The sequence below is a fragment of the uncultured Ruegeria sp. genome (assembly GCF_947489545.1).
Classification (GTDB): Bacteria; Pseudomonadota; Alphaproteobacteria; order Rhodobacterales; family Rhodobacteraceae; genus Ruegeria.
Genome location: NZ_CANLDZ010000012.1, coordinates 47,091 through 71,727 on the forward strand (window position 1 = coordinate 47,091; position 24,637 = coordinate 71,727).

Consider the following 24,637-nt stretch of genomic DNA (forward strand, 5'->3'; position numbering starts at 1 on the left):
ACACGATGAAAGCGCTGGAAAAATCCAATCCCAAAGAAGGCCTGTGGATGGTTCAGGCCCCAGTTCCTGAAATTGGGCCGGATGAGGTTCTGATCCGGATCAACAAAACGGGGATATGCGGCACCGACATTCACATCTGGAACTGGGATGATTGGGCCGCCGCCACAGTGCCGGTTCCTATGATCACCGGCCATGAATTCGCTGGTGAAATCGTCGAGCTTGGGCGCAATGTGACGGGCCTGGAGATCGGCCAAAGATGCTCGGGCGAGGGGCATCTGATCGGAACCGACAGTCGCCAAAGCCGGGCGGGTAAATTCCATCTCGATCCCGGTACTCAGGGGATCGGAGTGAACGAACAGGGCGCGTTTGCCGAATACCTGAAGCTACCCGCCTTCAATGTCGTCCCATTGCCAGACGACATCCCAGATGAAATTGGCGCGATCCTGGACCCTTTGGGCAATGCGGTGCACACGGCGCTGAGTTTTGATTTGCTGGGTGAAGACGTGCTGATCACCGGGGCTGGCCCCATCGGCATCATGGCCGCAGCGGTTGCCCGCCATGCCGGCGCACGCAATGTGGTGATCACCGACATCAACGCGGATCGCCTGAAGCTGGCACATCACGTTATCCCGACGGTCCGCACCGTGGACGTCACCGCTGAAGACCTGCAAGACGTCATCACCGAGTTGGATTTGAAAGAGGGCTTTGACGTTGGCCTGGAAATGTCAGGCTCGCAAGCAGCATTGGATCAGATGATCGAAGCGTTGGTCATGGGCGGCAAGATTGCTCTGCTAGGCATCCCCCCGGGCAAATCGCCTGTAGACTGGAGCCGTATCGTCTTCAAAGCGATCACCATCAAGGGCGTCTACGGGCGCGAGATGTTCGAGACCTGGTACAAGATGATCGCCATGTTGCAAAACGGTCTGGATGTCAGCCGCGTCATTACCCATCGCTATTCCGTCGACGAATTCGTCCAAGGATTCGCAGCGATGAAATCTGGCCTCTCTGGCAAAGTGGTTCTGGACTGGACGTAACCCGCTGGAAAGTTACAAACTCAACCCCTAAACAGGTGCAAAACAACACTGCGGAGGGGTGAAATGGGCGACGAGAATACCGAAGATCGCTTTGTGGAACGTGGCATCGAGGAATCGCTGGTCACCGATTTCGCCGAGACTCATCGCAAAAGCTATGGTGACTTCCTTCAACTCAAGACCCTGCTAAACCTGCAAAAAACCTTTCAGGACCCTGCCCAACCGGATGAGATGCTGTTCATCATCATTCATCAGGTCAGCGAGCTGTGGTTAAAGCTGATGCATCACCAGTTGGTCGAGGTCCGCCGCTTTCTGCAGCACGATGAGTTTGGTCCGGCGATGAAAAATCTGGACCGGATCAAAGCGATCCAGCGCCAGCTGATCACCGCATGGGAAACCCTGCTGACCATGACGCCCGCTGACTACATGACGTTCCGCGCGGCATTGGGCAGTTCATCGGGATTTCAAAGCTACGGCTATCGGCAGATTGAATTCATTCTGGGCAACAAAGATGCCTCGACCCTGAAAGTACATCAGCATGATCCTGAAGTTATGGAGATGCTGAACGCCGCCCTAACCAAGCCATCGCTGTATGACGAGATATTGCACATGTTGGCACGTCAGGGTTTTGACGTCCCTAACGACTTGATCGAACGGGACTACGCCGTACCCTATTCCGGGGACCCGCGCGTCGTGCAAATTTGGGTTCAGGTGTTTCAAGACACGCAAAAATACTGGGATCTTTATGCCTTGGCCGAAAAGCTGATGGATGTAGAAAGCCTGTTTCAACGCTGGCGTTTTGATCACGCAACTGCGGTCGAAAGGGTCATTGGTATGCAGCCTGGTACCGGCGGATCCAGCGGTGTCGCCTTCTTGCGCAAGGCGCTGGACCTGCGTTTCTTCCACGACCTGTATGATATGCGGTCCGAACTGATGTATCGCGGGCAGGACTAAGACATGCTGTATCGTGGGTTCTCGCATGAGGAATTGGAGCGGGAATACTCTCCAAGTTCAATGATCGGTGGCGACCTGTCTCCCTATCTGGCCAGCTATGACGCGTTGAGCGCGCAGGCGCGGGCGCGTCTGCAGGTGAAAGAAAACCTGCCTTATGGCCAAAGCCCAACGCAAGTTCTGGACTTCTTCCCGGCGAAAGGGGCAGGCGCACCGCTGCATGTCTTTTTTCACGGCGGCTATTGGCAGGCACTTAGCCAGCGCGAGTCGTCCATGATGGCCCCGGCGCTGATCGACGCCGAACAGTCCTTCGCCTCGCTGAACTACACGCTCGCCCCAGATGCTAAGTTGGACCAAATGATCTCCGAATGCCGCGATGCTCTGCTGTGGCTGGCCTCGAATGCTTTTTCGTTGGGTTTCGACCCATCGCGGGTGACGCTATCGGGGCACAGTGCCGGTGCGCATCTGGTCGCCATGGTCATGGCAACGTCTGCCGATGCGCTGGCGCGGGCTGGATTGCGCGTGCGCGACGTGGTTCTGGTCAGTGGCATTTATGATCTGGAGCCAATCAGCCTGACGTCTGTGAACGATCCGCTACAGCTGACCCCGCTTGAGATACATGACCTGTCGCCCATCCTGCACTTGCCCGCCCCCGGCCCGCGCTACCATGTGACTGTGGCCGAGAGGGACACGCGCGAGTTTATCCGCCAAAGCCGGGAGTATGCGGAACTGCTGCGCAAAGGTGGGCATTCGGTCGGCTTCGATCTGAAGAAAGGGATGCAGCATTTCGACATCATCATGCATCCCGGTACTTTCCTACCCTTCGGGCAGTAGCCACAAAGAAAAACAGCGGCCCTATCGGGCCGCTGTTTTTTTGTCTCGATGACGCTCAGGATCACTCCAAAGTACGGGTGACTTCTTCGCGTTCGAAAATCTCGATCACATCACCTGCGCGAATATCGTCGTAGTTTTCAAACGCCATACCGCATTCCTGACCCGACTGAACCTCGGCCACTTCGTCCTTGAAGCGCTTCAGCGTCTTCAGCGTGCCTTCGTGGATCACCACGTTGTCGCGCAGCAGGCGGACACCGGCAGAACGACGTGCGACACCTTCAGTGACCAGACAGCCGGCGACCTTGCCGACACCGGTGACCTTGAAGACTTCGCGGATCTCGGCGTAACCGATGAACTTTTCGCGGATCTCGGCGCTCAGCAGGCCGGATGCGGCCGCTTTCACGTCGTCGACCAGATCGTAGATCACCGAATAGTACCGGATCTCCACACCCTTCTGGTTCGCAGTGTTCCGCGCGGAGGCATTGGCACGCACGTTAAAGCCCAGGATCGGTGCACCAGAGGCTTCGGCCAGGCCAACATCCGTCTCGGTGATGGCACCCACGCCCGAATGCAGCACGCGCACGCGCACCTCATCATTGCCGATCTTCTCCATCGCCTGAACAATGGCTTCGGCAGACCCTTGAACGTCCGCCTTCATCAGGATCGGCAGTTCGGCCATGTTTTCGTCTTCCTTGGCCTTCTGCATCAACTGCTCAAGGGTTGTCGCGGCGCCAGCGGCAGCGCGTTTGTCCTTGGCGGCTTTCTCACGATACTCAGCGATTTCGCGGGCCTGAGCCTCGGTCTCGGTCACGTTCAGAACGTCCCCAGCTTCGGGTGTACCGTTCAAGCCCAGAACCTCGACAGGCACAGAAGGTCCTGCCTCTTGCACGCGCTCGCCCTTGTCGTTGATCAGGGCACGGACTTTACCGTACTGCTCACCCACAACAAATATATCGCCCTGACGCAGTGTGCCGTTCTGAACCAGAACGGTGGCCACAGGACCACGTCCTACATCCAACTGCGCTTCGATCACTGCACCCTGGGCCGCACGATTCGGGTTGGCCTTGAGTTCAAGAATTTCGGATTGCAGCGCAATGGCTTCCAGCAGTTCACCAAGACCCTGACCGGTGATGGCCGAGACCTCAACATCCTGCACTTCACCCGACATCTTCTCGACGATCACTTCGTGCTGCAGCAAGTCTGTGCGCACCTTGTCCGGGTTGGCATCTGGCTTATCGATCTTGTTGATCGCCACGATCATTGGAACTTCGGCAGCCTTCGCGTGGTTGATCGCCTCAATCGTCTGCGGCATGACCGCATCGTCAGCGGCAACAACCAACACAACGATATCCGTCACCTGTGCGCCGCGTGAGCGCATCGAGGTAAAGGCCGCGTGGCCCGGCGTATCCAGGAAAGACAGCGTGGTGCCGCCCTCGGTTTTCACCTGATAAGCACCGATATGCTGTGTGATGCCGCCTGCTTCGCCAGCGACGACACGCGCATCACGGATTGCATCCAGAAGCGATGTCTTGCCGTGGTCGACGTGACCCATGATCGTAATGACCGGCGGTCGTGACTGCAGGTCTTTATCGTCATCTTCGACTTCTTTGATGACGTCTTCCACATCCGAATCAGAGACACGGGTCACCTTGTGACCAAATTCTTCGATGATCAGCTCGGCTGTATCGGCGTCGATGGTTTGGTTTTGCGTCACCATCATGCCCATGTTCATCAGCGATTTGACAACATCTGCCACACGCTCGGCCATACGGTTGGCCAGCTCTGAAACCGTGATGGCCTCGGGCAGCTGTACGTCGCGGATCACCTTTTCCCGCTCGACAGTTCCGCCCATCGCCTTTTGACGTGCACGTTCCTGCTTGCGCTTCATCGCCGCCATAGAGCGCTGGCGTCCACCTTCGCCACCAGTAGCCTGGCCCAGAGTCAGTTTGCCGGAGCGACGGTTGTCATCACGACCTTTGCCTCGGTTGCCGCGTTGCTCACGCTCGCGATCGTTTTTCCTCGGCGTTGCAGCTGGTGCAGGTTTGTTGGCCGGACTACGCGGAGCCGCCGCCTTAGGTTCCACCGGTTCTGCCGGAGCAGCGGCGCGTTGTGCCGCTATTTCGGCCTCTTTGCGCTTGCGATCTTCCTCTTCGGCCTTAGCGCGCGCGCGTTCTTCGGCTTCGCGCTGTTCGCGTTCCTTGGCCTCTTGTTCGGCACGGCGACGGGCACGCTCTTCTTCGCGCGCCTTTTCCTGTGCTTCACGCTGTGCGGCCTCTTCGGACTCGCGCGCTTTGGCCGCCTGCAATGCCTTCATACGGCGGGCCATCTCGGCATCAGAAATGCCTGCAGGACGACGCGAAGGATCACCCGACGGTGCAGCACCGCCACCGGACTTGGTTGCGCCCGGCTTGGGGACCACCACGCGTTTGCGTTTGGTTTCCACCACGACATTCTTGGTGCGTCCGTGGCTGAAACTCTGTTTCACATTTCCGGGGCGTGCCCCGCCACGTAGACCCAATGTCTTTTTGCCGTCACTATCGCTCATAAAGCTTCTTACCCTTCCGCGCGGCCCTTGCCGCCGTCATCCTTTTCGCGCAAGCCACGCAGGCGCTGCGCTTCCTCTACAACACGTTTGGCGAGTCCGCCAGAGGCCAGCGCCGCATGAATCACGGTTTGGCGCCCAAATGCCTGTCCTAACTCGTCCGCAGTCAGCCAACCGATGTATTTACCAAAGTGCGGTGTGCTCAGTTTGGACTTGCCGCGCCCAGATCCGTCAGCGGCCTGTAGCAGGACCTGGGCCTCTTCCCGGTCCAGCCACGTCTTGACCTTTTCATAGCCCGCGACAGCGTCGCCTGACTTGCGCGCCAGGCTGAGCAACTCAACCACACGGCGCGCGACCTGCTTTTCTACCTCGTCCGCCAGATCCTTTGAAGCAGTCACCTGCGCCTTGAACCCGCGTGCGAACAGTTTCTTGCCGATGGCCTTATCCAGCGCAGCACGGTCCGATGCCACATAAACCCCGCGCCCCGGCAGTTTTGCCGCAACATCGGGAAAGACCTGACCATCCGGCCCCGTCACAAAGCGGATCAGCCCATACTTAGGCTGAACCTCGCCCGTGGCGATGCACTTGCGCTCAGGCCCTTCGGACCGATCTTTATGGACGCCACCGCGACCCATTTACGCCACCCGAGACCTGAGATCAGGCCTCCGCCTCCTCTTCAGCTGTTTCGCCTTCGATCTCTTCTTCGGCCTGCTCCAGCTCGGCCGGATCAACCCAACCCAGCATGATGCGTGCCGTCATAACCAGATCCTGAGCTTCTTCCAAAGTCACACCGAAAGGTTCCAGAACCCCATCATCTTTGATGCGTTCACCATCGACTGTGGTCCAGCCACCGGCCAGCTCCCAATCGGCGCAGGTTGCGAAGTCTTCCAGAGTCTTCACGTCATCCTTGGCCAGTGCCTCAACCATCTGGGGTGTCAGGCCTTCAAATTCAATAAGGCTGTCCTCAACACCCAGGGCACGGGCCGCGTCAAGCGCGGCTTTGGCCTGTGCTTCAAGGTATTCGCGGGCACGCGCCTGCAGTTCATTTGCGGTGCCTTCGTCAACACCGTCGATGACCAGCAGTTCGTCCACTTCGACATATGCAACCTCTTCGAGGTTGGTAAAGCCTTCGGAGACCAGCAACTGGGCAAAGAACTCGTCCAGATCAAGGCTCTCCATGAACAGCTGGGTGCGGGCTTCGAACTCTTTCTGACGGCGGGCCGACTCTTCGGCTTCAGTCATGATGTCGATGTCCAGATTGGTCAGCTGGCTTGCCAATCGCACGTTCTGACCACGGCGACCAATCGCAAGGCTCAGCTGTTCTTCGGGAACAACAACTTCGATTTTGCCGGCTTCTTCGTCCAGAACAACCTTGGAGACCTCAGCGGGCTGAAGCGCGTTCACCAGGAAGGTGGGCTGATCTTCGTTCCACGGAATGATGTCGATCTTTTCGCCCTGCAGTTCGTTCACAACGGCCTGCACACGGCTGCCGCGCATACCAACGCAGGCGCCGACGGGATCGATCGAGCCATCATAGGAAATAACGGCGATCTTGGCGCGCGAACCGGGGTCACGGGCCACGGCCTTGACCTCGATGATGCCATCGTAGATTTCCGGCACTTCCATCTTGAACAACTCGGCCATGAACTCCGGCGCAGTGCGCGACAGGAAAATCTGGTGACCACGCACTTCGCGGCGGACTTCCTTGATATACGCACGCACCCGGTCATTCGGGCGATAGCTTTCGCGACCGATCTTGTCATTGCGGCGCAGAACGGCCTCGGCCCCACCCAGATCAATGATGACGTTGCCGAATTCCTCGCGCTTAACCGCACCGTTGATGATGGTACCGGCGCGATCCTTGAAGTCTTCGTACTGGCGGTCACGTTCAGCTTCGCGCACTTTTTGCAGAATCACTTGCTTGGCTGACTGCGCCGCGATCCGACCCATTTCAACCGGAGGAACCTCTTCGACAAAAGTGTTGCCGACTTCGGGCGCTTCCATGTACTGCCGCGCCTGTTCGACGGTCATCTCGGCCTGATAATTCTCGAGTTCTTCATCTTCGACGACGGTGCGGACGCGGGTAAAGGTCGCTTTACCGGTCTTGCGATCGATGGACACGCGAATGTCCATCTCGGCACCATACCGGCTTTTGGCGGCACGGGCGAGCGACTCCTCCATCGCTTCGACAACCAGACCGGGGTCGATCATCTTTTCGCGGGCCACGGCCTCGGCGGTCTGCAGCAGCTCCAGCTGGTTGGCTGAGGTAATTGCCATCAGTTCGTCTCCTCTTCGGACCCTTCGGTCTCAATCTCGTCGAAAGCGTTTTCGTTCAGGGCGCCGGCGTCTTTGCGCTGGCGCAGCATTTCCTTAATCAGATCATCGGTCAGAATCAGCTTGGCGTCGCTCAGCCAGTCAAATTTCAGACCAATGGTGATCGTCTCATCCCCTTCGGGAATATTGATCAGAACCTCATCCCCTTCGATCCCCGCAAGTTCACCTTTAAAGCGGCGGCGACCATCAATAAGGTCCGCGGTTTCGATCTTGGCCTCATACCCTTCGAACATCTCGAAATCCTTGAGACGGGTCAGAGGGCGGTCGATGCCGGGGCTTGAGACTTCCAGCGTATAGGCGTCAAGAATTGGGTCTTCGACATCCAGAGAGGCACTGACCGCGCTCGAAATCTCGCCGCAATCATCCACTTCGATCCCGCCATCAGGCTTATCGGCCATGATCTGCAGGGTGGTCAGCTTACCGCTCATTAAACGGACGCGAACCAACTCATACCCCAGATCCTCGATCACCGGTGTGATGATCTCGGCCAGTCGCCTGTCAATGGCAGCTTTGGCTATCAGGTCGTTTGTCATCTGGTACTCTACCCTTGTTCGGGCACAAAAAAACGGGCGCGCGGCCCGTCGAAATTTCCGGTGGAGCCTCGGACCAGAAGTCCGACACGCCGCTGTTGAAACGCATATACGCAGGACATTCCCAAACTGCAACCCCCCGAGAAAATCGTGATCGCAATTAGGCCGGTTTCAGGCCAACCACCACCGTTCCGCAATACGGCCGTCGTCCAAAGCACCGCGCTGACCGACCTGCCGCGGCAGTCCAACCGATCCGGCAATCGCCAGCGCCATGTATGATTCGCTGGGATGGAACCGCAGGCCACGCTGACCCAGCAGGCCTTCGTGTGCGGGCAGGGCTGCGACATCCACATATCCGTCCCGCAATGCTTCGGCGCGGACATGGGCGTCGGGAATGACGATCACCTCGAGCGCATCAAGCCACCCCGCCTGATTGTCTTTGTAATGCTCTGTCACCCTGCGACCAAGAAAGTGCCGCCCGTCCTCGGCCCGTTCTACCAGGTAACACCCCGTACCGTTGGCGGTCTTCAAAGGCGTCACACCCTTACCATCACGGGTGATGACATATCTATTGTCCGCCAACAGGAACGGCAAACCAGGATTGGGGTCGGCCAGTTCCAGTCGCACAACACCGGCGCCCAGAGCTTCGGCTTGCCCGATCTCCTCCAGAACAGCGAGAACGTCCCGAACCTTCAGTTCGGCGCCATCGTGATATTGGACGTTTTCGCGCAGATCAAATTGCCAGACACGGGCGCCAGCGTCGGTTTTCCAGCCCGTTGCCAATTCGCCGCGCAAGGTGCCATCCGGGGCAATCTCGGTCAGAGTATCAAACACGGCGCCGCGAACCACCTGATCAAGGCTGTCATCACGTGGGACCGCAAGCCGCAATGTTCCGCCTGATTTAGGAGTGTCCGCCAATGATGCCCCGGTCGCGGCCAGCAGTGCCGCAGCAGCACCCGAGGCAAACAAGGCACGGCGGTCAATCCGGGTCATGCCACGCCCTCCGCCACACGGTCCATGATGCGAACCAGTTCGGCGCTAATCCCCGGTTCAGACAGGGCGTGCCCTGCGTTGCGCACCATCTTCAAATCAACATTGGGCCAGCGCTTAGACAGATTCCAAGCCGCCTGGGGCGGGCAGATCATATCATAGCGGCCTTGGACAATGTGGCCCGGAATATGTGCGATCTTGTCCATCTGGTCTAGAATTTGCCCATCCGCCTCAAGAAATCCACTGTTTATGAAATAGTGGTTTTCAAGTCGCGCGAAGGCCCGTGCGTATTCGCCGGGGCTTTCTCCGGTCGTCCCATTTGAATGGATCGAAGCCAGGGCGTTTTCCCAGCTGGACCAGGCGCGTGCGAACAGGATTTCCGTGGCCCGGTCACCTGAAAAGAGACGCTTGTTATAGGCGCCAATTGGGTTCGACAGTTCATCCTCGGACAGGAGAGACGTGAATTTCGACCATTGCTCGGGCCAGAATCTTCCGACGCCGCCGCCGTAGAACCAATCCAGCTCCGCCTGGGTCATCAGGAAAACGCCACGTAATACCAACCGGCTCACGCGGTCCGGATGCGCTTGCGCATAGATCAGCGCCAATGTCGCGCCCCAGCTTCCGCCAAAGACGGTCCATTCTTCAATATCCAGCAAGCTCCGCAGGCGTTCGATATCGGCGACCAGATGCCAGGTCGTGTTATTCTCCACCGACGCATGGGGGCGCGACTTACCGCAACCTCGCTGATCAAACAGAATCACCCGAAAAACGCTGGGATCGAAATAGCGCCGCATAGCCGGGCTGCATCCACCGCCCGGACCGCCATGCAACACCACGACCGGCACCCCATCTGGATTGCCGCTTTGCTCCATATAAACCTGATGACCGTCGCCCACACTGACCAAACGCTGATCGAACGGGTCGATCGGCGGGTACAGATACTGAACTGCGCGCTTTTGGTCCGGGTACTTGTCCATTATGGGCCTATATAGTCCTTAAGCGTAAAAGAGCATACGGAGACAGGAATGCAAGCGCATCCGAACACGGTGGACCCATCCGAGATCGCAAAATTCGAGGCGATGGCCGCAGAATGGTGGGACCCGCATGGGAAATTCAAACCGCTGCACATGCTGAACCCGTGCCGTTTGGACTATATCACACAGCAAATCGCAGGCGAATTTGACCGTGACCTGAAAGCCCCGAAACCGTTCGAAGGCCTGCGCCTGCTGGATATCGGCTGCGGAGGAGGCTTGCTGAGCGAACCCATGGCTCGTCTGGGGGCTGAGGTTGTAGGCGCTGACGCGGCCGAAGGAAACCTGCCTGTCGCTCGCATTCATGCTGAACAGTCCGGGCTGCAGATCGACTATCGCCACACGACGGCCGAAGCAATGGCCGCAGATGGCGAGCAGTTTGACGTGGTGTTGAATATGGAAGTGGTCGAGCATGTCGCTGACCCGCAAAGCTATCTGACCGCAACGCAGCAACTGCTGAAACCCGGTGGGTTGCAGGTGTGCTCGACCATCAATCGCAATCCGAAATCCTATGCGATGGCCATTTTCGGGGCCGAAGTCGTCATGCGCTGGCTGCCGCGAGGCACGCACGAATGGAACAAGTTCATCACTCCGGATGAGCTGTTTGAGCTTCTAAGGCAGGCTGGTCTTGATCCAGTGGATCGCAAAGGCTTTGTGTTCAACCCGATCCTCTGGAGTTGGTCAATCTCGGATCGGGACCTAAGCGTGAATTATGTGACTGCGAGTGTGAAGCCCGGCTGATTCTATTCTTCTTCCAGCTTCAGTCGCAAATCACGCAGCACAGGCAGGGTAGAACGGACTCGCTCCAGCCCCAATTCTCCGACCACACGGTTGATCAGCGGCGCGATTGAAGAAATCGCCTGATCGCGGGCGCGCCGCCCAGCGGGGCTGATCGCCACCATTTTGCGGCGGGCATCGTCCCAATCGGGACGGATATGGATGTAGCCGGCCCATTCCAGCTTGGCCAAAGTGTTGGTCATGGCACCTCGGGTCACGTGAAACGTATTGGCCAGTTGTGCCGGGCTGCGTTCGTCGCCGACAAAGACCAGATGGTTCAGCACCGAGAAATGCGAGATTTCCATGCCCTTGGGCAAAACGCGGCTCAGCCGGTTCCGCAACAGTTGATCGGCGGTCAGGATCTCGCTGAACAGCGTGACCGCCAGGGCATTGTGTTCGTCAGTCATGGCCCGATTCTGGATCAAGGCCCGTCGAAGGGACGGGTATGTGTCAGAGAGGGCACGCGTCGGCGTGCCTCTGTCACAGAACTATCATCCAAATCGAAAAAGTGAATGCCCGGATCGGTGCCTGCGTCGATCAGCACCTCTCCCCACGGGGCCACAACCATGCTGTGACCGTAAGTCTGACGTGTTTTCCCGCGCGTTTTGGGATGGTCACCCGTCTGGGCGGGCGCAAGGACCCAGCAGCCGTTTTCTATGGCCCGTGCGCGCAGCAACGATTCCCAATGCGCCGCCCCGGTGACCGGCGAAAAGGCGGCCGGAACCGTGATGATCCGCGCACCAGCCTGCGCCAAAGTGGCATGCAGATGCGGGAAACGTATATCGTAACAAATGGTCAGCCCAACTTTGCCAAAATCCGTCTCGGCCACCACCGCCGTTGTACCGGGCCGGTAGTTAGCTGATTCGCAAAAGGTCTCGGTTTCGGTAACCTGCACATCAAACATGTGGATTTTGTCATAGCGTGCCGCGATCTGCCCGTTTGGGTCGATCATAAAGGACCGGTTGGCGAACCGGCCATCCGCATCGTGGGTCTTGATCCCCAGCGACCCGATCAACAACCAGACGCCTAGAGCAGCGGCCTGCTCACACAGGCCCTCAAGGGAGATGTCATCTTCTTCTTCCTGCAAAACCTCGCGCTGCCGTGTGGTGCTGTTGGAAACACAGTTTGTCACCTCGGGCGTCAGGATGAACTGTGCGCCTTGCCCGGCGGCCTCGGCCATCATCGAGCGCACCATCTCAAGATTCTGAACCGGATCGTCAGATGAGGTGAGTTGAAGCAGCGCGGTTTTCATCAGGCCGCCAACAGGTTGTCCAGTTTACCCTGCCGCTCGAGATCATACAGATCGTCGCAGCCGCCAACGTGGTCCGTGCCGATGAAAATTTGTGGCACGGTGCGTTTGCCACCCGCGCGTTGTATCATTTCAGGCTTGCGCTTTGGGTGCATCAAGACATCGATTTCCTTGAACTCGACCCCTTTCTGTTTCAGCAGCCGCTTGGCCGCATGACAAAACCCGCATAGCGGCGAGGTATAGATTTCAACCGATTTCATATTCCGTTCCTTCGCGTTTCGCGTAACTTGCCGCGAATTAGGCATCCTTGGCAACGCGCGCCAGTACCAACACGAAAATATGATTCGCCCCCGATGATATGCAAGCCTGTGTACATGCGGCCAGAGTCGCGCCTGAGGTCATCACGTCATCAACCAAAAGAACATCCCGCCCGTGCATTCTGTGACGCCGCTTCGGATGTGCAGAAATCGCATTTTTCAATAATCTGGCCCGCTCCGCCGCAGTTTTACCGTCCAGCACAGGTGTCTTAGCCCGACGTGTCAGCAGATCCGGGCAGGTTTCCAACCCAACCTCTCGCCCAAGATGTTGGGCCAACAGCGCCGATTGGTTGTACCGTCGTTTGATCAGGCGTGACCAATGCAAGGGAACAGGTGCGATCACCATGCCAGGTCTGAACAGCCCGCGACCCGCCTGTGCCATCCACTGCGCAGCGGGCCTAGCCAGCTCTGGCCGGTCACTATGTTTTAGCGCAAGGATCAAAGACCGGGCACGTCCCTGATACAACAATGCCGCGCGCCCATCCCGCCAGGGGCGAGGCGCCTTCAGGCAATCATCACACTCGATTCGGTGGCCGTCTGTACCGCCGGGCAAGGGCATCCCACACCTGTCGCAAACCGTTCCGCCGATAAAGGGCGTATCGCGCCAACACAAAGCGCATAAGCCGAAATCTGATTCGGTCAACTCTCCGCAACTTAAACATCTGGGCGGATAGATTAGTTCGACAGCGGTTTGAACTCGCTGCCAGATGCGATACTTGCGAGCTATGAAACTGCCTGCGTCCACCGCACCCTCTCTGTTTGACCGGTCGGCCCTGACCCTGCGCCGCGCACGTGCGCAGGACGAAGCGCTGTTCCTGCACCGCGCCGCCGTAGACGAAGTGCAGGATCGGCTATCGATGGTTAACAGAACCTTTACGGCACCAGCCATAGTGACGCCTTTCCATCAAATCTGGCAGAGCGTTTTGCCAGACGCGAATATCATTCCGGATGATGAGACATTGGCATTGACCCCCGGCACACATGATTTGGTGATCCATGCCATGGCCTTGCATTGGGCCAACGACCCGGTTGGACAGCTCATCCAATGCAACCGGGCTTTACGTCCTGATGGCTTAATGCTGGTCGTATGTCTGGGCGGAGAAACCCTGCACCAACTGCGCGCCGCACTGGGGCAGGCCGAAATTGCTGTCACGGGTGGGCTTAGCCCTCGCATCGCTCCAATGGCTGAGCTGCGGGATCTGGGATCCCTGCTGCAACGGGCCGGGTTGGCGTTGCCAGTGGCCGATGTAGCCGCGCTGACGGCCGAATACAGGGATCTGTACCATCTGATGCGCGATCTGCGCGCGATGGGCGAAACCAATGTTCTGTCGGATCGCCTAAGAAGGCCCACGAAACGGCAAATCTTTGACCAGGCACAGAAAGCCTATAGCGAACACTTCGCGACGCCAGAAGACCGGCTGCCTGCAACGTTCGAGCTGATCTGCCTGACCGGCTGGTCCCCCGATGAAAGCCAGCCCAAACCCTTGCGCCCTGGGTCTGCCCAGATGCGCCTTGCCGAGGCCCTGAACACAGATGAGGGCAATCTGCCGGATTGACGGCCGGGTTTTTCCCTTTATCTCAGATCAGACCACATAAATTCAGGAAGCCCAATATGTTTGACGCAACCCGCCCCGCACATGCACCCGCCGACCATCCGAAGGTCAAAATGGGGCGCGTTGGGATTCTGCTGGCCAATCTGGGCACTCCGGATGACTACACCTATTGGCCGATGAGACGTTATCTGAACGAGTTTCTTTCAGACCGCCGTGTGATCGACTACCCGGCGTGGAAATGGCAGCCAATCCTGCAGGGCATCATTCTGACCAAGCGCCCTTTCAGCTCGGGCGAGGCCTACAAATCCATTTGGAATCACGATAAGGGCGAAAGCCCGCTGATGACGATCACCAAGGATCAGACCGCAAAACTCCGCGATGCAATGCAAGAGCGTTACGGCGATCAGGTCATCGTGGATTTCTGCATGCGCTACGGCAACCCAGCCACCAAGTCCAAGGTTCGGCAAATGGTGGCCGAAGGCTGCGACCGCATTCTGTTCTTCCCGCTTTATCCGCATTACGCGGGCGCAACGACGGCAACAGCGAACGACCAGTTCTTTCGCTCGTTGATGGAGGAGGCCTGGCAACCCGCCAGCCGCACCGTTCCAGCATACTATGCGGAACCGAGCTATATTGACGCTCTGGCACAATCGGTCAAACGCGCCTATGCCGCAATGAACACCAAGCCGGATACTTTGGTCTGCTCTTACCACGGCATGCCCGAACGCTATTTGCAGCAGGGCGATCCCTACCACTGCCAATGCGTGAAAACGTCAAGATTGCTGAAGGAGCGGCTGGGATGGTCGGACGACCAGATAATCTCGACCTTCCAATCGCGCTTTGGTCCCGAAGAGTGGTTGAAGCCCTATACGGTGGATCACGTGGCTGAACTGGCGCGTCAGGGAAAAAAGAACATAGCCGTCATCGCACCGGCCTTTTCAGCCGATTGCATTGAAACGCTGGAAGAGATCAACGAAGAGATAAAAGAAAGCTTTGAAGAGGCCGGCGGTGAGACATTCAACTATATTCCCTGCCTGAACGACGATGCGCCGCATATCAAAGCGCTCAGCACGATCATTGAAAACAACCTAAGTGGTTGGTTGGACTGACGCGCGCTACAACTAGGCGTGAAAAAAGGCGGTGGATTGCTCCACCGCCTTTTTTCTGAATTTCGCTCGTAGAATTAACCGGCTGCAACAGCTGCGGCAACAACGACCAGCAGAATCAGTGGCAGCAGGATGCCCTGCGAAGAACCCTGTGTTTCTTCTACAACAACAGGTGCCTCAACAACCGGCTCTTCCAGGTTGCCAGCAAAAGCGGTCGAAGCAGCAGCCGTCAGAGCAGCGGCGAGAACGAGTTTTTTCATATTAACCTCCAGAATTTGCGCAATTCCAATATCCGGAACCACACACCTAAGACTTACCTCGTGGCTTTTTTCTAATCAGCATTAAAGCTGGAATGCAATTGCAACTTGAGCGGCAAGCGGCTTCGAGCGCGAAAATGTCGTCAAATTAGCAACACTTGCGTGCCGACCTTCGTCATTGAAAACAACTCGGCGATGTCGTCGTTGAACAAGCCGATGCAGCCGTTGGACGACCGACGCCCAATTTTTCGCGTGTCATGGGTCCCGTGGATACGATAATACTTCCAACCTAAGTACAAAGCGTGCGTTCCCAACGGGTTATCGGGACCCGCTGGAATGAAATCCGGCCATTCAGGGTTTCTTTTCTTCATCGACGGCGTCGGAGCCCAAGTTGGGCCTTCGACCTTGCGGATCACACTTGTACGCCCCCGGCGGGTCATTTCTTCGGTCAATGGTACCGATGAAGGATAAAGTTTGTAGGTTGATTGATCATCTGACCAATAATGCAGCGCACGGGACACGGTATCGACGAGAATGGCACCGTTTCGCGTGTTTGAGAAATAGGGCTGCCACTCGAGCGCTCGGAACCCTGAAACGTTGCGACGTACTGCGGGTTCGTCCTCTGGTGCGGGGCGCAAGGGATCGCCGGGGATGTATTGCGCAATCGCCGGGCTTGCCAATGTTGCCGATGCACCAACAATAAATCCACGGCGGGTTGAAAAGGGAATGCGTTTCCTGACCATGAGAAGCGGTCCTTTGCTATCGCGACATCTGAAATTCGGGGCATTCTATGACCAGAATGCTTCAGTCGCAAACCAAACCGGCAGATTCACGCGACATGTGGCCATTGCGCATTTGCTCAGAACTGTAAGGCACGCTATGCCCTGAGACGACACAATAATCAGGTCAAACATGACGCGTATCGTTTCTTTACTATTGATTTGCTTTGTCGCGCTAGCGGCATGTACCAGCACCGGAACTTCCACAATTGGCCCAGACGGGCGGCCTTTGCCGACTGTTTACAAGATTCGGGGTAACCCCGAAAAGCTGCAATTCCGGATGCTTGATTCGGTGAATGCATTGCGGCAGGCACAGGGTCTGCAAGCTGTTCAGCTAAATGCGCAGCTCAACGCAGCTGCAGCAACGCATTCCAAGGACATGGCCCGACAAAACCGGCCCTGGCACTTCGGCTCGGATGGCTCATCACCCCTGGATCGGGCTGCACGGGTTGGATATTTCGGGACGTTTCTGGGCGAGGCAATCTCAGAAACCTATGAAACGGAGACCGAGACGCTGGCCGCCTGGATGCAGGAACCTGGTCCGCGTTCTGTCATCATGGACGCCAAAGCTACTCAGATGGGGTTTGCCTGGCACCAAGAAGGCGGCGGCAAGATCTGGTGGACGCTTGAAATGGGAACTGGCGGCTGATCAACGCTGCTTGAAGACGACAAAGCCCCCATGTTCTGGGGGCTTTTTTGTTTACGCCGCTTGCATCGACTGCGCTTCGGTCAAAATAGCATAAAGCTTGGTCGGGTCAGGGTTGGCCCTCAGTTTAGCGCAAACTGACGTGTCGCGCAGCGTCCGCGATACCAAAGCCAGCGCTTTGAGATGATCAACACCAGCCTCTTCCGGGGCAAACAGCGAAAAAGCGATATCAACGGGCTGTCGATCCACCGATCCAAAATCGATGGGTTTTTCCAGCATGACGAACACACCTGATACCGTTTCAATTTCGGACAGGCGCGCATGCGGCAGTGCCACACCATGACCCACACCCGTAGGGCCGAGGCTTTCGCGCTCCAGCAGGCAATCAACAACGGCCTGGGCCTCAAGACCCAGTGTCGCTGATGCGACATCACCTATTTCCTGAAACAACCGCTTCTTACTGGAAGCTGCGGACAATACGCGTACTGCCTCGGGCTTCAGTATGCTCGAAAGCTCCATAATCATGCTCCATGACATTGCCCCTGCATTCGCCGGCGCCTGCCTCGCTATCTTTGCCTGTTACGGATCAATCCAGCCGATGTTTCCGTCGTCCCGACGATACACCACGTTCAATCCGTCCTTGTTCTCATTGCGGAACACCAACACCGGGGCGCCAGCCAGTTCCATTTGCATGACAGCTTCACCAACACTCAGCGATGGGATCTTGGTTTCCATCTCAGCCACGATCATGGGCTGCAGAGATTCTGGTTCGTCAGCCGTCCCTGATTCTTCAGACGCGAGGATATAAGAGGACGCACCAAAGAGTTCAACCGGTTCCGAACGATCCTTGTGATGGTCCTTGAGACGGCGCTTATAGCGGCGCAATTGCTTGTCCATCTTTTCACAGCACCCTTCGAACGCCGCGTAGATTTCTGTTGCATGCGCTTTGGCTTGCGCCGTCAGACCAGTCGATAAATGTACTGTAGTTTCGCATACATACTCATGCGCCGAACGGGAAAAGACAACATTGGCGTCCGTGGGGCGCTGGGCATATTTGCCCACAACCTCACCCAACTCGGTCTGCACATGGGTCTGCAGGGCCGCGCCGATGTCGATCTGTTTTCCGCTGATTTGGTAACGCATGTGGTCTCCTTCACATTTCACACCCATTCTGACGTCACGTTACGAGACGTGATTGTTGTTATCGGGTGGGGGGTAAGGGCATGTCCTGCGGTTGTCTGCGGTCACACCCTTCAAAGAAGGGACATCGTGATCCAGTCTGGAACCGAAGAAATGCCATACACCAATTGAGGCAAGAGACGGTGGAAGAGTCAATCAAAACAGGAATGTATATACGCGATTTCCGCCTTGCTCCCGGCGCAATTCCGCGCAAGCTCATGATATCCGGAAATTTTCACCCAAATACACGCGGCGGACATTTTCGTTTTCCACGACTTCCTCTGGCGTACCAGACATCAGCACCTGACCGTCGTGCAAAATATAAGCGCGATCGACAATCTCCAGCGTTTCCCGGACGTTGTGATCGGTGATCAATACGCCGATTCCGCGTTTCTTGAGATCGGCTACAAGGTGGCGAATATCGCCCACACTGATGGGGTCGACCCCCGCAAACGGCTCGTCTAGCAACAGGTACTTCGGGTCGGCGGCGAGACAGCGCGCAATCTCAACGCGGCGGCGCTCCCCCCCGGACAGGGCCAGCGCGGGTGCGCGACGCAGATGTTCGATTGAAAAATCCGACAGCAGCTCTTCCAACCGCTCTTTGCGGCGGTGGGCGTGATCGACGGTAATGTCCAGAACGGCGGCGATGTTGTCTTCAACGCTCATACCGCGGAAAATCGACATCTCCTGCGGTAGGTAGCCGATACCCATGCGCGCGCGTCGGTACATCGGAAGCGTCGTTACGTTTTGCCCGTCCAGCGTTACGGTGCCCGCTTCGGGAAAGACCAGACCGGCCACTGAGTAGAACGTCGTGGTTTTGCCCGAACCGTTGGGCCCTAAGAGTGCAACCACCTCAGATCGGCCAAGCGTCATCGAGACGTCCCGGATCACGGTTTTCTTGCGGTAGGACTTGCGCAGCTTTTCAATTCTGAGCCCAGGATTACCCTCGGCAACTGACAGACTAGGGGTGGCCATCAGTTGTTACCCTGCTGCAGGATCGTCTTGACCCGCCCCGTCATGGTCGCCATGCCGGTCGTCAAATTTGCGTTCATCTGATCGCCGCTGATTATGCTTGGGCCTTGTGTCAGCAACACATTGCCTTTCATAACGATCACACCTGAATCAATCGTGTATTCAGCCCAGTCACCCTCGGCCGCGTCTGGCGGGCTAACCAGAATTACATTTTCTGTAGCTTCCATTCGATCAATGGCCGAACGGTCTTGGTTATAGATGACCAGAACCCGCTCGGCCGTCAGTCGCATTTCACCCTGAATGACGATGACATTGCCCACGAACTCGGCCGATCCGTCCTCTTGATTCACGTTCAGCGTTTCCGACGTCACTTCGACCGGAAGGCTTGGATCGGTCTTCACAGACCCAAAGGCCAGTTGCGTTTCCTGCGCAGTTGCAGAAACGGCACCCGTTACCAGTAAGAAACACAAAAGGACAAAACGAAAATCGAACACAGGTTATCTTTCTGCTTTTTCAGGCTCATATACCAGCTTAACGCCGTCTGTAAAAAGAATATGGACCGGACCATCCTTTTTTTCAGTTCCGAAAGTCATTCGCCCCGCTGAAAAATTGCCGATCACCCCGGTTCCGTTCACCTGCCCCGGCGTATCGCCACGAATTTCATCCAGCGATGTGTTCAGAAGATCCGTGGTAACCAGGATACCGTCGGTTGTGGTGATTACGACATCTCCGACAAACGTCGCCGTCCCCTGGTCTGGTCGTATCAGGCCTGAATTCGAGTCCAGCGTGATCACGCCTCCGTTCAACAGGCCAAAGCGCCCCCGAAACTCGGACGCAGCGGGAACCGATTCTTCCGAACCTTGGGTTGCTTGGGTCGCTTCGATTTGGACGTCTTCGCCTTTGCGAGTCGTTCCACGGTAGTTTGGCTGCGTAACCACCTGGTCTGCCAGACGGGCATCGATTTCTTTCTGAGCAAATGGAACCGACACATTGGTTTCAATGCTGCGGGACAGAAGGAAGACTGTCGACAGCATGATAATAGCCGCTAGCGGCAACAGAACCTTGAAGAACTGAACCATGCGCGAGTATCGGTCCACTGCAGCCTCCCTCAGCCTAAACCGACACGCAGGCAGTCATGGATGTGCAACAAACCCTGCGCCTGGCCTGACGTCTCGGGATCGACCACAAAAAGAGATGTGATTTTTCGGTCGTTCATAATGGCCACTGCTTCTTCGGCCAACGCGCCCGGCGCAATGGTGGTCGGGTTCTGTGTCATGACCTGTTCGGTGGTCTTGTCCAGCAGTCCGTCCATATGACGCCGAAGGTCACCGTCGGTGATAATCCCCATCAGCACGTTTTGTGCATCGGTGACGCCGGCGACACCAAACCCCTTCTGGCTGATCTCGATCAACGCGTCGCTCATCGGGGTGCTTGCCGCTACCAACGGCAGCGCCTGATCAGTGTGCATCAGATCCCGCACGGTGCTAAGCCGCGCCCCCAGCTTACCACCGGGGTGGAACGCGCGAAAATCTTCGGGCTTGAAGTCCCGGTACTTCATTAAAGCAATGGCCAACGCATCGCCCATCGCCAATGTCAGCGTTGTCGAAATCGAAGGCACCATGCCAAACCCGCATGCCTCACCCATCGACGGGATCAACAAATGCACATCTGCCTGTTTCATCAGCGTGCTTTCTGGCTTGCTCGACAATCCGATCAGCGGAATACCGAACCGCCGTGTAAATGCCAAAAGGTTTGCCAGCTCGGGTGCTTCGCCCGAGTTCGAGATGGCAAGCACCACATCCCCCTTGGACACCATGCCCAGATCACCATGGCTGGCTTCGGCAGGGTGCACGAAATACGCAGGCGTTCCGGTACTGGCCAGCGTTGCGGCGATCTTGTGTCCGATATGGCCGGATTTGCCGATGCCGCTGATAATGATGCGACCAGGTGCCTGCAGGATCAGCTGCGCCGCTTCGGCGAAATGCTCGTCCAGACTCTCGGTCAGAATGTCTAGCGCGCGGGCCTCGTCCGTAATGACCTGTCGGGCCGTTCTCAGGAAAGATTCGTTGTCGGTCATGAGTGTGCAAAGATATCCGTTTCGGGCCAACCAGCGAGGTCCAGTTTCGCACGCATCGGCAGGAAATCAAAACAGGCCTGCGCCATCTCGACCCGGCCTTCACGGGCCAGCCGCGCGTTCAGTTCATCCCGCAGGCGATGCAGATACAGCACGTCAGAGGCGGCATAGTCCAGTTGTGCATCGGTCAGGGTTTCAGCCCCCCAATCGCTCATCTGTTGCTGTTTCGAGACATCAACCCCGATCAGCTCCTGACACAGGTTCTTCAGCCCGTGCCGGTCTGTATAGGTCCGGATCAGACGGCTGGCGATCTTGGTGCAATAGACCGGCGCGGCCAAAGCACCAAAGGTATGGTACATCGCGGCAATGTCGAAGCGGCCAAAATGAAACAGCTTCAACACATCCGGGTTTTCCAGCATGGCACACAGGTTGGGCGCAGCGGTTTGCCCCTTTTCCACCTGAACGATATGACTGTTGCCATCCCCGCCCGACATCTGGATGACGCAAAGGCGATCACGATGAGGGTTAAGCCCCATGGTTTCACAATCGATGGCCACTACTGGGCCCATGTCCAACCCGTCGGGAAGGTCGTTTTTGTACAAATGGTTCGCCACGGATTTGTCCTTTGTGCCGTATTGCCCCCGAGATAGGCGGTTTGACCTATAAACTCAACGCCACCCCTTTGACACTGGCCAATCCATGCCTCAGCACTTGCTTTTATCCCTATGGGGGGGATATGGATACCTATGAAAGACAACCCGCACCAATCGCACCCACAAATCGCCGCGCGCCTCAGGCGTGCTCACGGACATTTGGCCAAGGTCATTGCAATGCTCGAAGAGCAGGCCCCCTGTTCCGATATCGCCCAACAGCTGTTTGCGGTCGAAAAAGCGATCGTCAAAGCCAAGCGCGTTTTGATCCATGATCACATCGACCATTGCCTGTCATCAGGCCGGGAAAGCAGTGGGCCCGACATCGAGGATTTCAAAACCATAACGAAGTATCTGTAGCTCATGCTAAGCGTCCTGCGGAACCGGACCTACCGTCACTTGCTGGGCGCCCAAGTCGTTGCTCTTACAGGAACCGGGCTGGCTACAATCGCGCTGGGCCTGTTGGCCTATGATCTGGCCGGGGACGCCGCAGGGATGGTTCTGGGCACCGCTTTGACCATCAAAATGCTGGCTTACGTCGGCATTGCCCCATTGGCCGCCGCCTTTGCCGAGCAACTTGATCGCCGCAAGATGTTGGTTTTTCTGGATCTGGTGCGTGCGGTCGTTGCCTTGTGTTTGCCTTTCGTAACAGAGGTTTGGCAGATTTACGTCCTCATCTTTGTGCTGCAATCCGCATCCGCCGGATTCACCCCGGCATTTCAGGCCACGATCCCCGATGTCCTTCCGGATGAGCGCGACTATACGCGCGCCTTGTCCCTGTCCCGCCTTGCAGTCGATATGGAAAGTCTGCTGAGCCCGATGCTCGCGGCCGCCCTATTGGTCTTTCTCAGCTTTGAGAGCTTGTTCTGGGGCACAAGCCTAGGGTTCGTCGCGTCGGCGGTTCTTGTTGTATCAGTGGCGCTGCCATCGCCCAATGCGATCCGGCGAAAGGGGATCTACGACCGAACAACACGCGGCATTCGCATCTACCTCGCGACTCCGCGTCTGCGTGGACTACTGGCGCTCAGTTGGTCTGCCGCCGCGCTAAGTGCGATGGTCATTGTCAACACGGTGGTCATTGTCCGCACCGATCTGGGCCTGTCCGAAAGCGCGGTCGCCATCGCTTTGGCAGGGTTCGGCGGCGGTTCGATGATAGCAGCCTTTGCATTGCCGTCCCTGTTGGATCAGTTCGAAGATCGCCGGGTCATGTTGACGGGATCTGCGATTGGGATCGCATCGATGGCAACGGCCGCGTTTCTGTCAGTCATGGCCCCTATCACATTGATTCTGCTTACCATTCTGTGGGGTCTCGTTGGCTTTGGGTACGCTGTCACCCTGACTCCATCCGGTCGCCTTTTAACCCGCTCTGCCCCAGCCGAAGATCGCCCGGCCCTGTTCGCCGCGCAGTTCACCCTGTCGCATGCCTGTTGGTTGGTCCTTTATCCGTTGGCGGGTTGGCTGATGACACGATTCGGTGCAACCGTTGCCTTGGCCTGGATGACCAGCGCCGCGATTTTCGGTCTGGTCACAGCAGTGTTGATCTGGCCGCGTTCAGAAAGCCATTCGGCGACACATCAGCCTTGAGCCTTGGCACCGATCTGAAATACACCATTGCGAACCCATGACGGAGACCCCATGGATCAGCTTGACCGCCGCATAATCGCAGCGCTGCAACATAACGCCCGCGAGTCGACTACGAAAATCGCCGCAAGACTGGGCGTGGCACGCACAACTGTGCACGAGCGGATCAGTCGAATGGAAGATCGAGGGGTGATCGCGGGGTACTCGGTTGTTCTGAGCACCCCCGAGGATGCCCCGCGCGTACAGGTTGTTGTTTTGCTGGAAGTACAGCAGAAGGAAACTACGCGTATCATCAAACGGCTTGAAGCGTATCCCGAAGTCAAACGCTGTTTGTCGATCAATGGTGAATTTGACCTGCTACTGTCGGCCGAGGCACCAAGGATCGAAGATCTGGACATTATTGTTGATGAGCTGGCCAAGATTCCGGGCGTGTTGCGCACCAACACCAGCGTTGTGTTCGGCAGGCGAATTGACAGAAAGTGATAGGCCGATAACCGGCTGTAAACCAATGACTGGCTAGCTTGGTCCGGACTGATCAGAATCCCGGACCGGCAGAATGCCAAATCGCAAGTTCCCGTTTTTCCTATTCCTGACGCATGTGTTGATGACACCGGCAGTTTTCGCAATGCCCAACGCCCGCGACGGAATTTGTGATCAAGCCGCCCGGCGGGCGGCTTTGGCCGAAGACGTACCGCTGGATGTTTTGCGTGCCATCGCGCGCGTGGAAACCGGGCGCACCCGCGATGGCAGCCTAGAACCCTGGCCCTGGACCATCAATGTCGAAGGGCAAGGATATTGGTTCACCTCCGAGGTTGAGGCGAAATCCTACGTGTTCAAGATTTTCAAAGCTGGTGTGCGCAGCTTTGACGTCGGATGCTTTCAGATCAACTACCGCTGGCATGGCAAGGCGTTTCGATCCATCGACGCGATGTTTGATCCGGACGAAAACGCCGCCTATGCGGCTGGATTGTTGAAACAACTACATGTCGAACTGGGGTCCTGGCCTGCCGCAGCTGGCGCATACCATTCCCGCACGCAATCACTGGCCGAAGCGTATCGCGGGCGCTTTCAGACCATTCTGGCGCAGCTTGATGGCACCCAGACCACGCAAACCGCTCGGCTATCCCGAGATCCCTTTACCGGTGCCGCCGCCCCTTTGATACCGCTTCACACCGAACAACCCCCGCAAGGGGTGCTGGGCTCCCTGGTGCCAGCGGCAGGAACTGGGACCGCCTTCATCGCCTTCAACTAGGA

General features: G+C 57.1%; 30 protein-coding genes. 11 read left to right on the forward strand and 19 right to left on the reverse strand.

The features are described from left to right. Positions 1–5: 5 nt before the first annotated feature. The 3 genes from tdh (at position 6) to Q1B13_RS16265 (ending at position 2,816) form a co-directional block, all read left to right on the forward strand. Positions 6–1,034: an L-threonine 3-dehydrogenase gene (gene tdh, locus Q1B13_RS16255; protein WP_299082406.1), complete on the forward strand. Its 1,029-nt coding sequence runs from the start codon at positions 6–8 to the stop codon at positions 1,032–1,034. A 63-nt stretch (positions 1,035–1,097) separates the two neighbouring features. Then, on the forward strand, positions 1,098–1,985 hold the full coding sequence (locus Q1B13_RS16260; RefSeq protein WP_299082222.1) for a tryptophan 2,3-dioxygenase family protein: 888 nt from the start codon (positions 1,098–1,100) through the stop codon (positions 1,983–1,985). Between the two features lie 3 nt (positions 1,986–1,988). Further along, the gene (locus Q1B13_RS16265; protein WP_299082224.1) at positions 1,989–2,816 is read left to right on the forward strand and encodes an alpha/beta hydrolase; all 828 of its coding nucleotides are present in this window, start codon (positions 1,989–1,991) and stop codon (positions 2,814–2,816) included. A gap of 61 nt (positions 2,817–2,877) precedes the next feature. Here the strand turns inward: Q1B13_RS16265 and infB are convergent, their stop codons facing one another. From infB to pip, 6 genes are all read right to left on the reverse strand, one after another. After that, entirely contained in the window at positions 2,878–5,361 is a 2,484-nt protein-coding gene (infB, locus tag Q1B13_RS16270; RefSeq protein ID WP_298936409.1) for a translation initiation factor IF-2, read from the reverse strand. An 8-nt stretch (positions 5,362–5,369) separates the two neighbouring features. Continuing rightward, positions 5,370–5,993, reverse strand: coding sequence for an RNA-binding protein (locus Q1B13_RS16275; protein WP_299082226.1), 624 nt, complete (start codon positions 5,991–5,993; stop codon positions 5,370–5,372). 22 nt (positions 5,994–6,015) lie between these two features. Beyond that, positions 6,016–7,635, reverse strand: coding sequence for a transcription termination factor NusA (nusA, locus tag Q1B13_RS16280; RefSeq protein WP_298936411.1), 1,620 nt, complete (start codon positions 7,633–7,635; stop codon positions 6,016–6,018). Beyond that, on the reverse strand, positions 7,635–8,225 hold the full coding sequence (gene rimP, locus Q1B13_RS16285) for a ribosome maturation factor RimP (RefSeq protein WP_299082228.1): 591 nt from the start codon (positions 8,223–8,225) through the stop codon (positions 7,635–7,637). The genes nusA and rimP overlap by 1 nt, the downstream gene beginning before the upstream one ends. Positions 8,226–8,393: 168 nt before the next feature. Next, on the reverse strand, positions 8,394–9,215 hold the full coding sequence (locus tag Q1B13_RS16290; RefSeq protein ID WP_299082230.1) for an ABC transporter substrate-binding protein: 822 nt from the start codon (positions 9,213–9,215) through the stop codon (positions 8,394–8,396). Beyond that, the gene (gene pip / locus Q1B13_RS16295; protein ID WP_298936415.1) at positions 9,212–10,189 is read right to left on the reverse strand and encodes a prolyl aminopeptidase; all 978 of its coding nucleotides are present in this window, start codon (positions 10,187–10,189) and stop codon (positions 9,212–9,214) included. Before pip ends, Q1B13_RS16290 begins: the two co-directional genes overlap by 4 nt. A gap of 48 nt (positions 10,190–10,237) precedes the next feature. Here pip and ubiG point away from each other — a divergent pair, with 48 nt between their 5' ends. Beyond that, positions 10,238–10,984 (forward strand): bifunctional 2-polyprenyl-6-hydroxyphenol methylase/3-demethylubiquinol 3-O-methyltransferase UbiG, encoded by a 747-nt coding sequence (gene ubiG, locus Q1B13_RS16300; protein WP_299082231.1) that lies wholly within the window; start codon positions 10,238–10,240, stop codon positions 10,982–10,984. Positions 10,985–10,986: 2 nt separating this feature from the next. On the opposite strand, the gene Q1B13_RS16305 is transcribed toward ubiG, so the two are convergent. From Q1B13_RS16305 to Q1B13_RS16320, 4 genes are read right to left on the reverse strand one after another with little or no spacing between them, the layout of a single operon-like run. After that, the gene (locus Q1B13_RS16305) at positions 10,987–11,427 is read right to left on the reverse strand and encodes a MarR family transcriptional regulator (RefSeq protein ID WP_298936417.1); all 441 of its coding nucleotides are present in this window, start codon (positions 11,425–11,427) and stop codon (positions 10,987–10,989) included. A gap of 14 nt (positions 11,428–11,441) precedes the next feature. Further along, on the reverse strand, positions 11,442–12,272 hold the full coding sequence (locus tag Q1B13_RS16310; protein ID WP_299082233.1) for a carbon-nitrogen hydrolase family protein: 831 nt from the start codon (positions 12,270–12,272) through the stop codon (positions 11,442–11,444). After that, a complete protein-coding gene (gene grxC / locus Q1B13_RS16315; RefSeq protein ID WP_298936419.1) occupies positions 12,272–12,529 on the reverse strand; it encodes a glutaredoxin 3 in 258 nt (85 codons plus the stop codon). Before grxC ends, Q1B13_RS16310 begins: the two co-directional genes overlap by 1 nt. Positions 12,530–12,566: 37 nt before the next feature. Then, positions 12,567–13,331 carry a ComF family protein gene (locus Q1B13_RS16320; protein WP_299082235.1) on the reverse strand — a complete coding sequence of 255 codons (765 nt, stop codon included), beginning with the start codon at positions 13,329–13,331 and terminating at the stop codon, positions 12,567–12,569. On the opposite strand from Q1B13_RS16320, the gene Q1B13_RS16325 reads away from it, so the two are divergent. Together Q1B13_RS16325 and hemH are read left to right on the forward strand one after the other, a co-directional pair. Next, entirely contained in the window at positions 13,312–14,142 is an 831-nt protein-coding gene (locus tag Q1B13_RS16325) for a methyltransferase domain-containing protein (RefSeq protein ID WP_299082237.1), read from the forward strand. The genes Q1B13_RS16320 and Q1B13_RS16325 overlap by 20 nt on opposite strands. Before the next feature lie 56 nt (positions 14,143–14,198). Then, entirely contained in the window at positions 14,199–15,248 is a 1,050-nt protein-coding gene (gene hemH, locus Q1B13_RS16330; RefSeq protein ID WP_299082239.1) for a ferrochelatase, read from the forward strand. A gap of 74 nt (positions 15,249–15,322) precedes the next feature. Here the strand turns inward: hemH and Q1B13_RS16335 are convergent, their stop codons facing one another. Both Q1B13_RS16335 and Q1B13_RS16340 read right to left on the reverse strand, forming a co-directional pair. Beyond that, a complete protein-coding gene (locus Q1B13_RS16335; protein ID WP_120631809.1) occupies positions 15,323–15,505 on the reverse strand; it encodes a hypothetical protein in 183 nt (60 codons plus the stop codon). A gap of 140 nt (positions 15,506–15,645) precedes the next feature. Next, positions 15,646–16,245 carry a L,D-transpeptidase family protein gene (locus Q1B13_RS16340; protein ID WP_298936424.1) on the reverse strand — a complete coding sequence of 200 codons (600 nt, stop codon included), beginning with the start codon at positions 16,243–16,245 and terminating at the stop codon, positions 15,646–15,648. 169 nt (positions 16,246–16,414) lie between these two features. Between Q1B13_RS16340 and Q1B13_RS16345 the strand changes: the two genes are divergently transcribed. Continuing rightward, complete coding sequence (locus Q1B13_RS16345; protein WP_298936425.1) at positions 16,415–16,930, forward strand: CAP domain-containing protein; 516 nt, start codon at positions 16,415–16,417, stop codon at positions 16,928–16,930. Positions 16,931–16,981: 51 nt separating this feature from the next. On the opposite strand, the gene Q1B13_RS16350 is transcribed toward Q1B13_RS16345, so the two are convergent. From Q1B13_RS16350 to Q1B13_RS16380, 7 genes are all read right to left on the reverse strand, one after another. Continuing rightward, on the reverse strand, positions 16,982–17,446 hold the full coding sequence (locus Q1B13_RS16350; RefSeq protein ID WP_298936426.1) for a PTS sugar transporter subunit IIA: 465 nt from the start codon (positions 17,444–17,446) through the stop codon (positions 16,982–16,984). 60 nt (positions 17,447–17,506) lie between these two features. After that, on the reverse strand, positions 17,507–18,070 hold the full coding sequence (gene raiA / locus Q1B13_RS16355; protein ID WP_298936427.1) for a ribosome-associated translation inhibitor RaiA: 564 nt from the start codon (positions 18,068–18,070) through the stop codon (positions 17,507–17,509). Between the two features lie 252 nt (positions 18,071–18,322). Beyond that, on the reverse strand, positions 18,323–19,081 hold the full coding sequence (gene lptB, locus Q1B13_RS16360) for an LPS export ABC transporter ATP-binding protein (protein ID WP_298936428.1): 759 nt from the start codon (positions 19,079–19,081) through the stop codon (positions 18,323–18,325). After that, positions 19,081–19,572 carry an LptA/OstA family protein gene (locus tag Q1B13_RS16365; RefSeq protein WP_299082241.1) on the reverse strand — a complete coding sequence of 164 codons (492 nt, stop codon included), beginning with the start codon at positions 19,570–19,572 and terminating at the stop codon, positions 19,081–19,083. Before Q1B13_RS16365 ends, lptB begins: the two co-directional genes overlap by 1 nt. A 3-nt stretch (positions 19,573–19,575) precedes the next feature. Next, complete coding sequence (locus tag Q1B13_RS16370; RefSeq protein ID WP_299082243.1) at positions 19,576–20,175, reverse strand: hypothetical protein; 600 nt, start codon at positions 20,173–20,175, stop codon at positions 19,576–19,578. An 11-nt stretch (positions 20,176–20,186) separates the two neighbouring features. Then, positions 20,187–21,155, reverse strand: coding sequence for a KpsF/GutQ family sugar-phosphate isomerase (locus tag Q1B13_RS16375; RefSeq protein WP_299082245.1), 969 nt, complete (start codon positions 21,153–21,155; stop codon positions 20,187–20,189). Next, complete coding sequence (locus tag Q1B13_RS16380) at positions 21,152–21,766, reverse strand: ribonuclease D (protein WP_298936432.1); 615 nt, start codon at positions 21,764–21,766, stop codon at positions 21,152–21,154. The genes Q1B13_RS16375 and Q1B13_RS16380 overlap by 4 nt, the downstream gene beginning before the upstream one ends. A gap of 132 nt (positions 21,767–21,898) precedes the next feature. On the opposite strand from Q1B13_RS16380, the gene Q1B13_RS16385 reads away from it, so the two are divergent. The 4 genes from Q1B13_RS16385 to Q1B13_RS16400 all read left to right on the forward strand — a co-directional run bounded on the left by Q1B13_RS16385 (position 21,899) and on the right by Q1B13_RS16400 (position 24,635). Further along, positions 21,899–22,162, forward strand: coding sequence for a metal-sensing transcriptional repressor (locus Q1B13_RS16385; protein WP_299082247.1), 264 nt, complete (start codon positions 21,899–21,901; stop codon positions 22,160–22,162). A 3-nt stretch (positions 22,163–22,165) separates the two neighbouring features. Further along, positions 22,166–23,386 carry an MFS transporter gene (locus tag Q1B13_RS16390; protein WP_299082249.1) on the forward strand — a complete coding sequence of 407 codons (1,221 nt, stop codon included), beginning with the start codon at positions 22,166–22,168 and terminating at the stop codon, positions 23,384–23,386. Between the two features lie 51 nt (positions 23,387–23,437). Then, positions 23,438–23,866: an Lrp/AsnC family transcriptional regulator gene (locus tag Q1B13_RS16395; RefSeq protein ID WP_299082251.1), complete on the forward strand. Its 429-nt coding sequence runs from the start codon at positions 23,438–23,440 to the stop codon at positions 23,864–23,866. Between the two features lie 73 nt (positions 23,867–23,939). After that, complete coding sequence (locus tag Q1B13_RS16400) at positions 23,940–24,635, forward strand: transglycosylase SLT domain-containing protein (RefSeq protein WP_366871107.1); 696 nt, start codon at positions 23,940–23,942, stop codon at positions 24,633–24,635. The last annotated feature ends 2 nt before the right edge of the window (positions 24,636–24,637 follow it).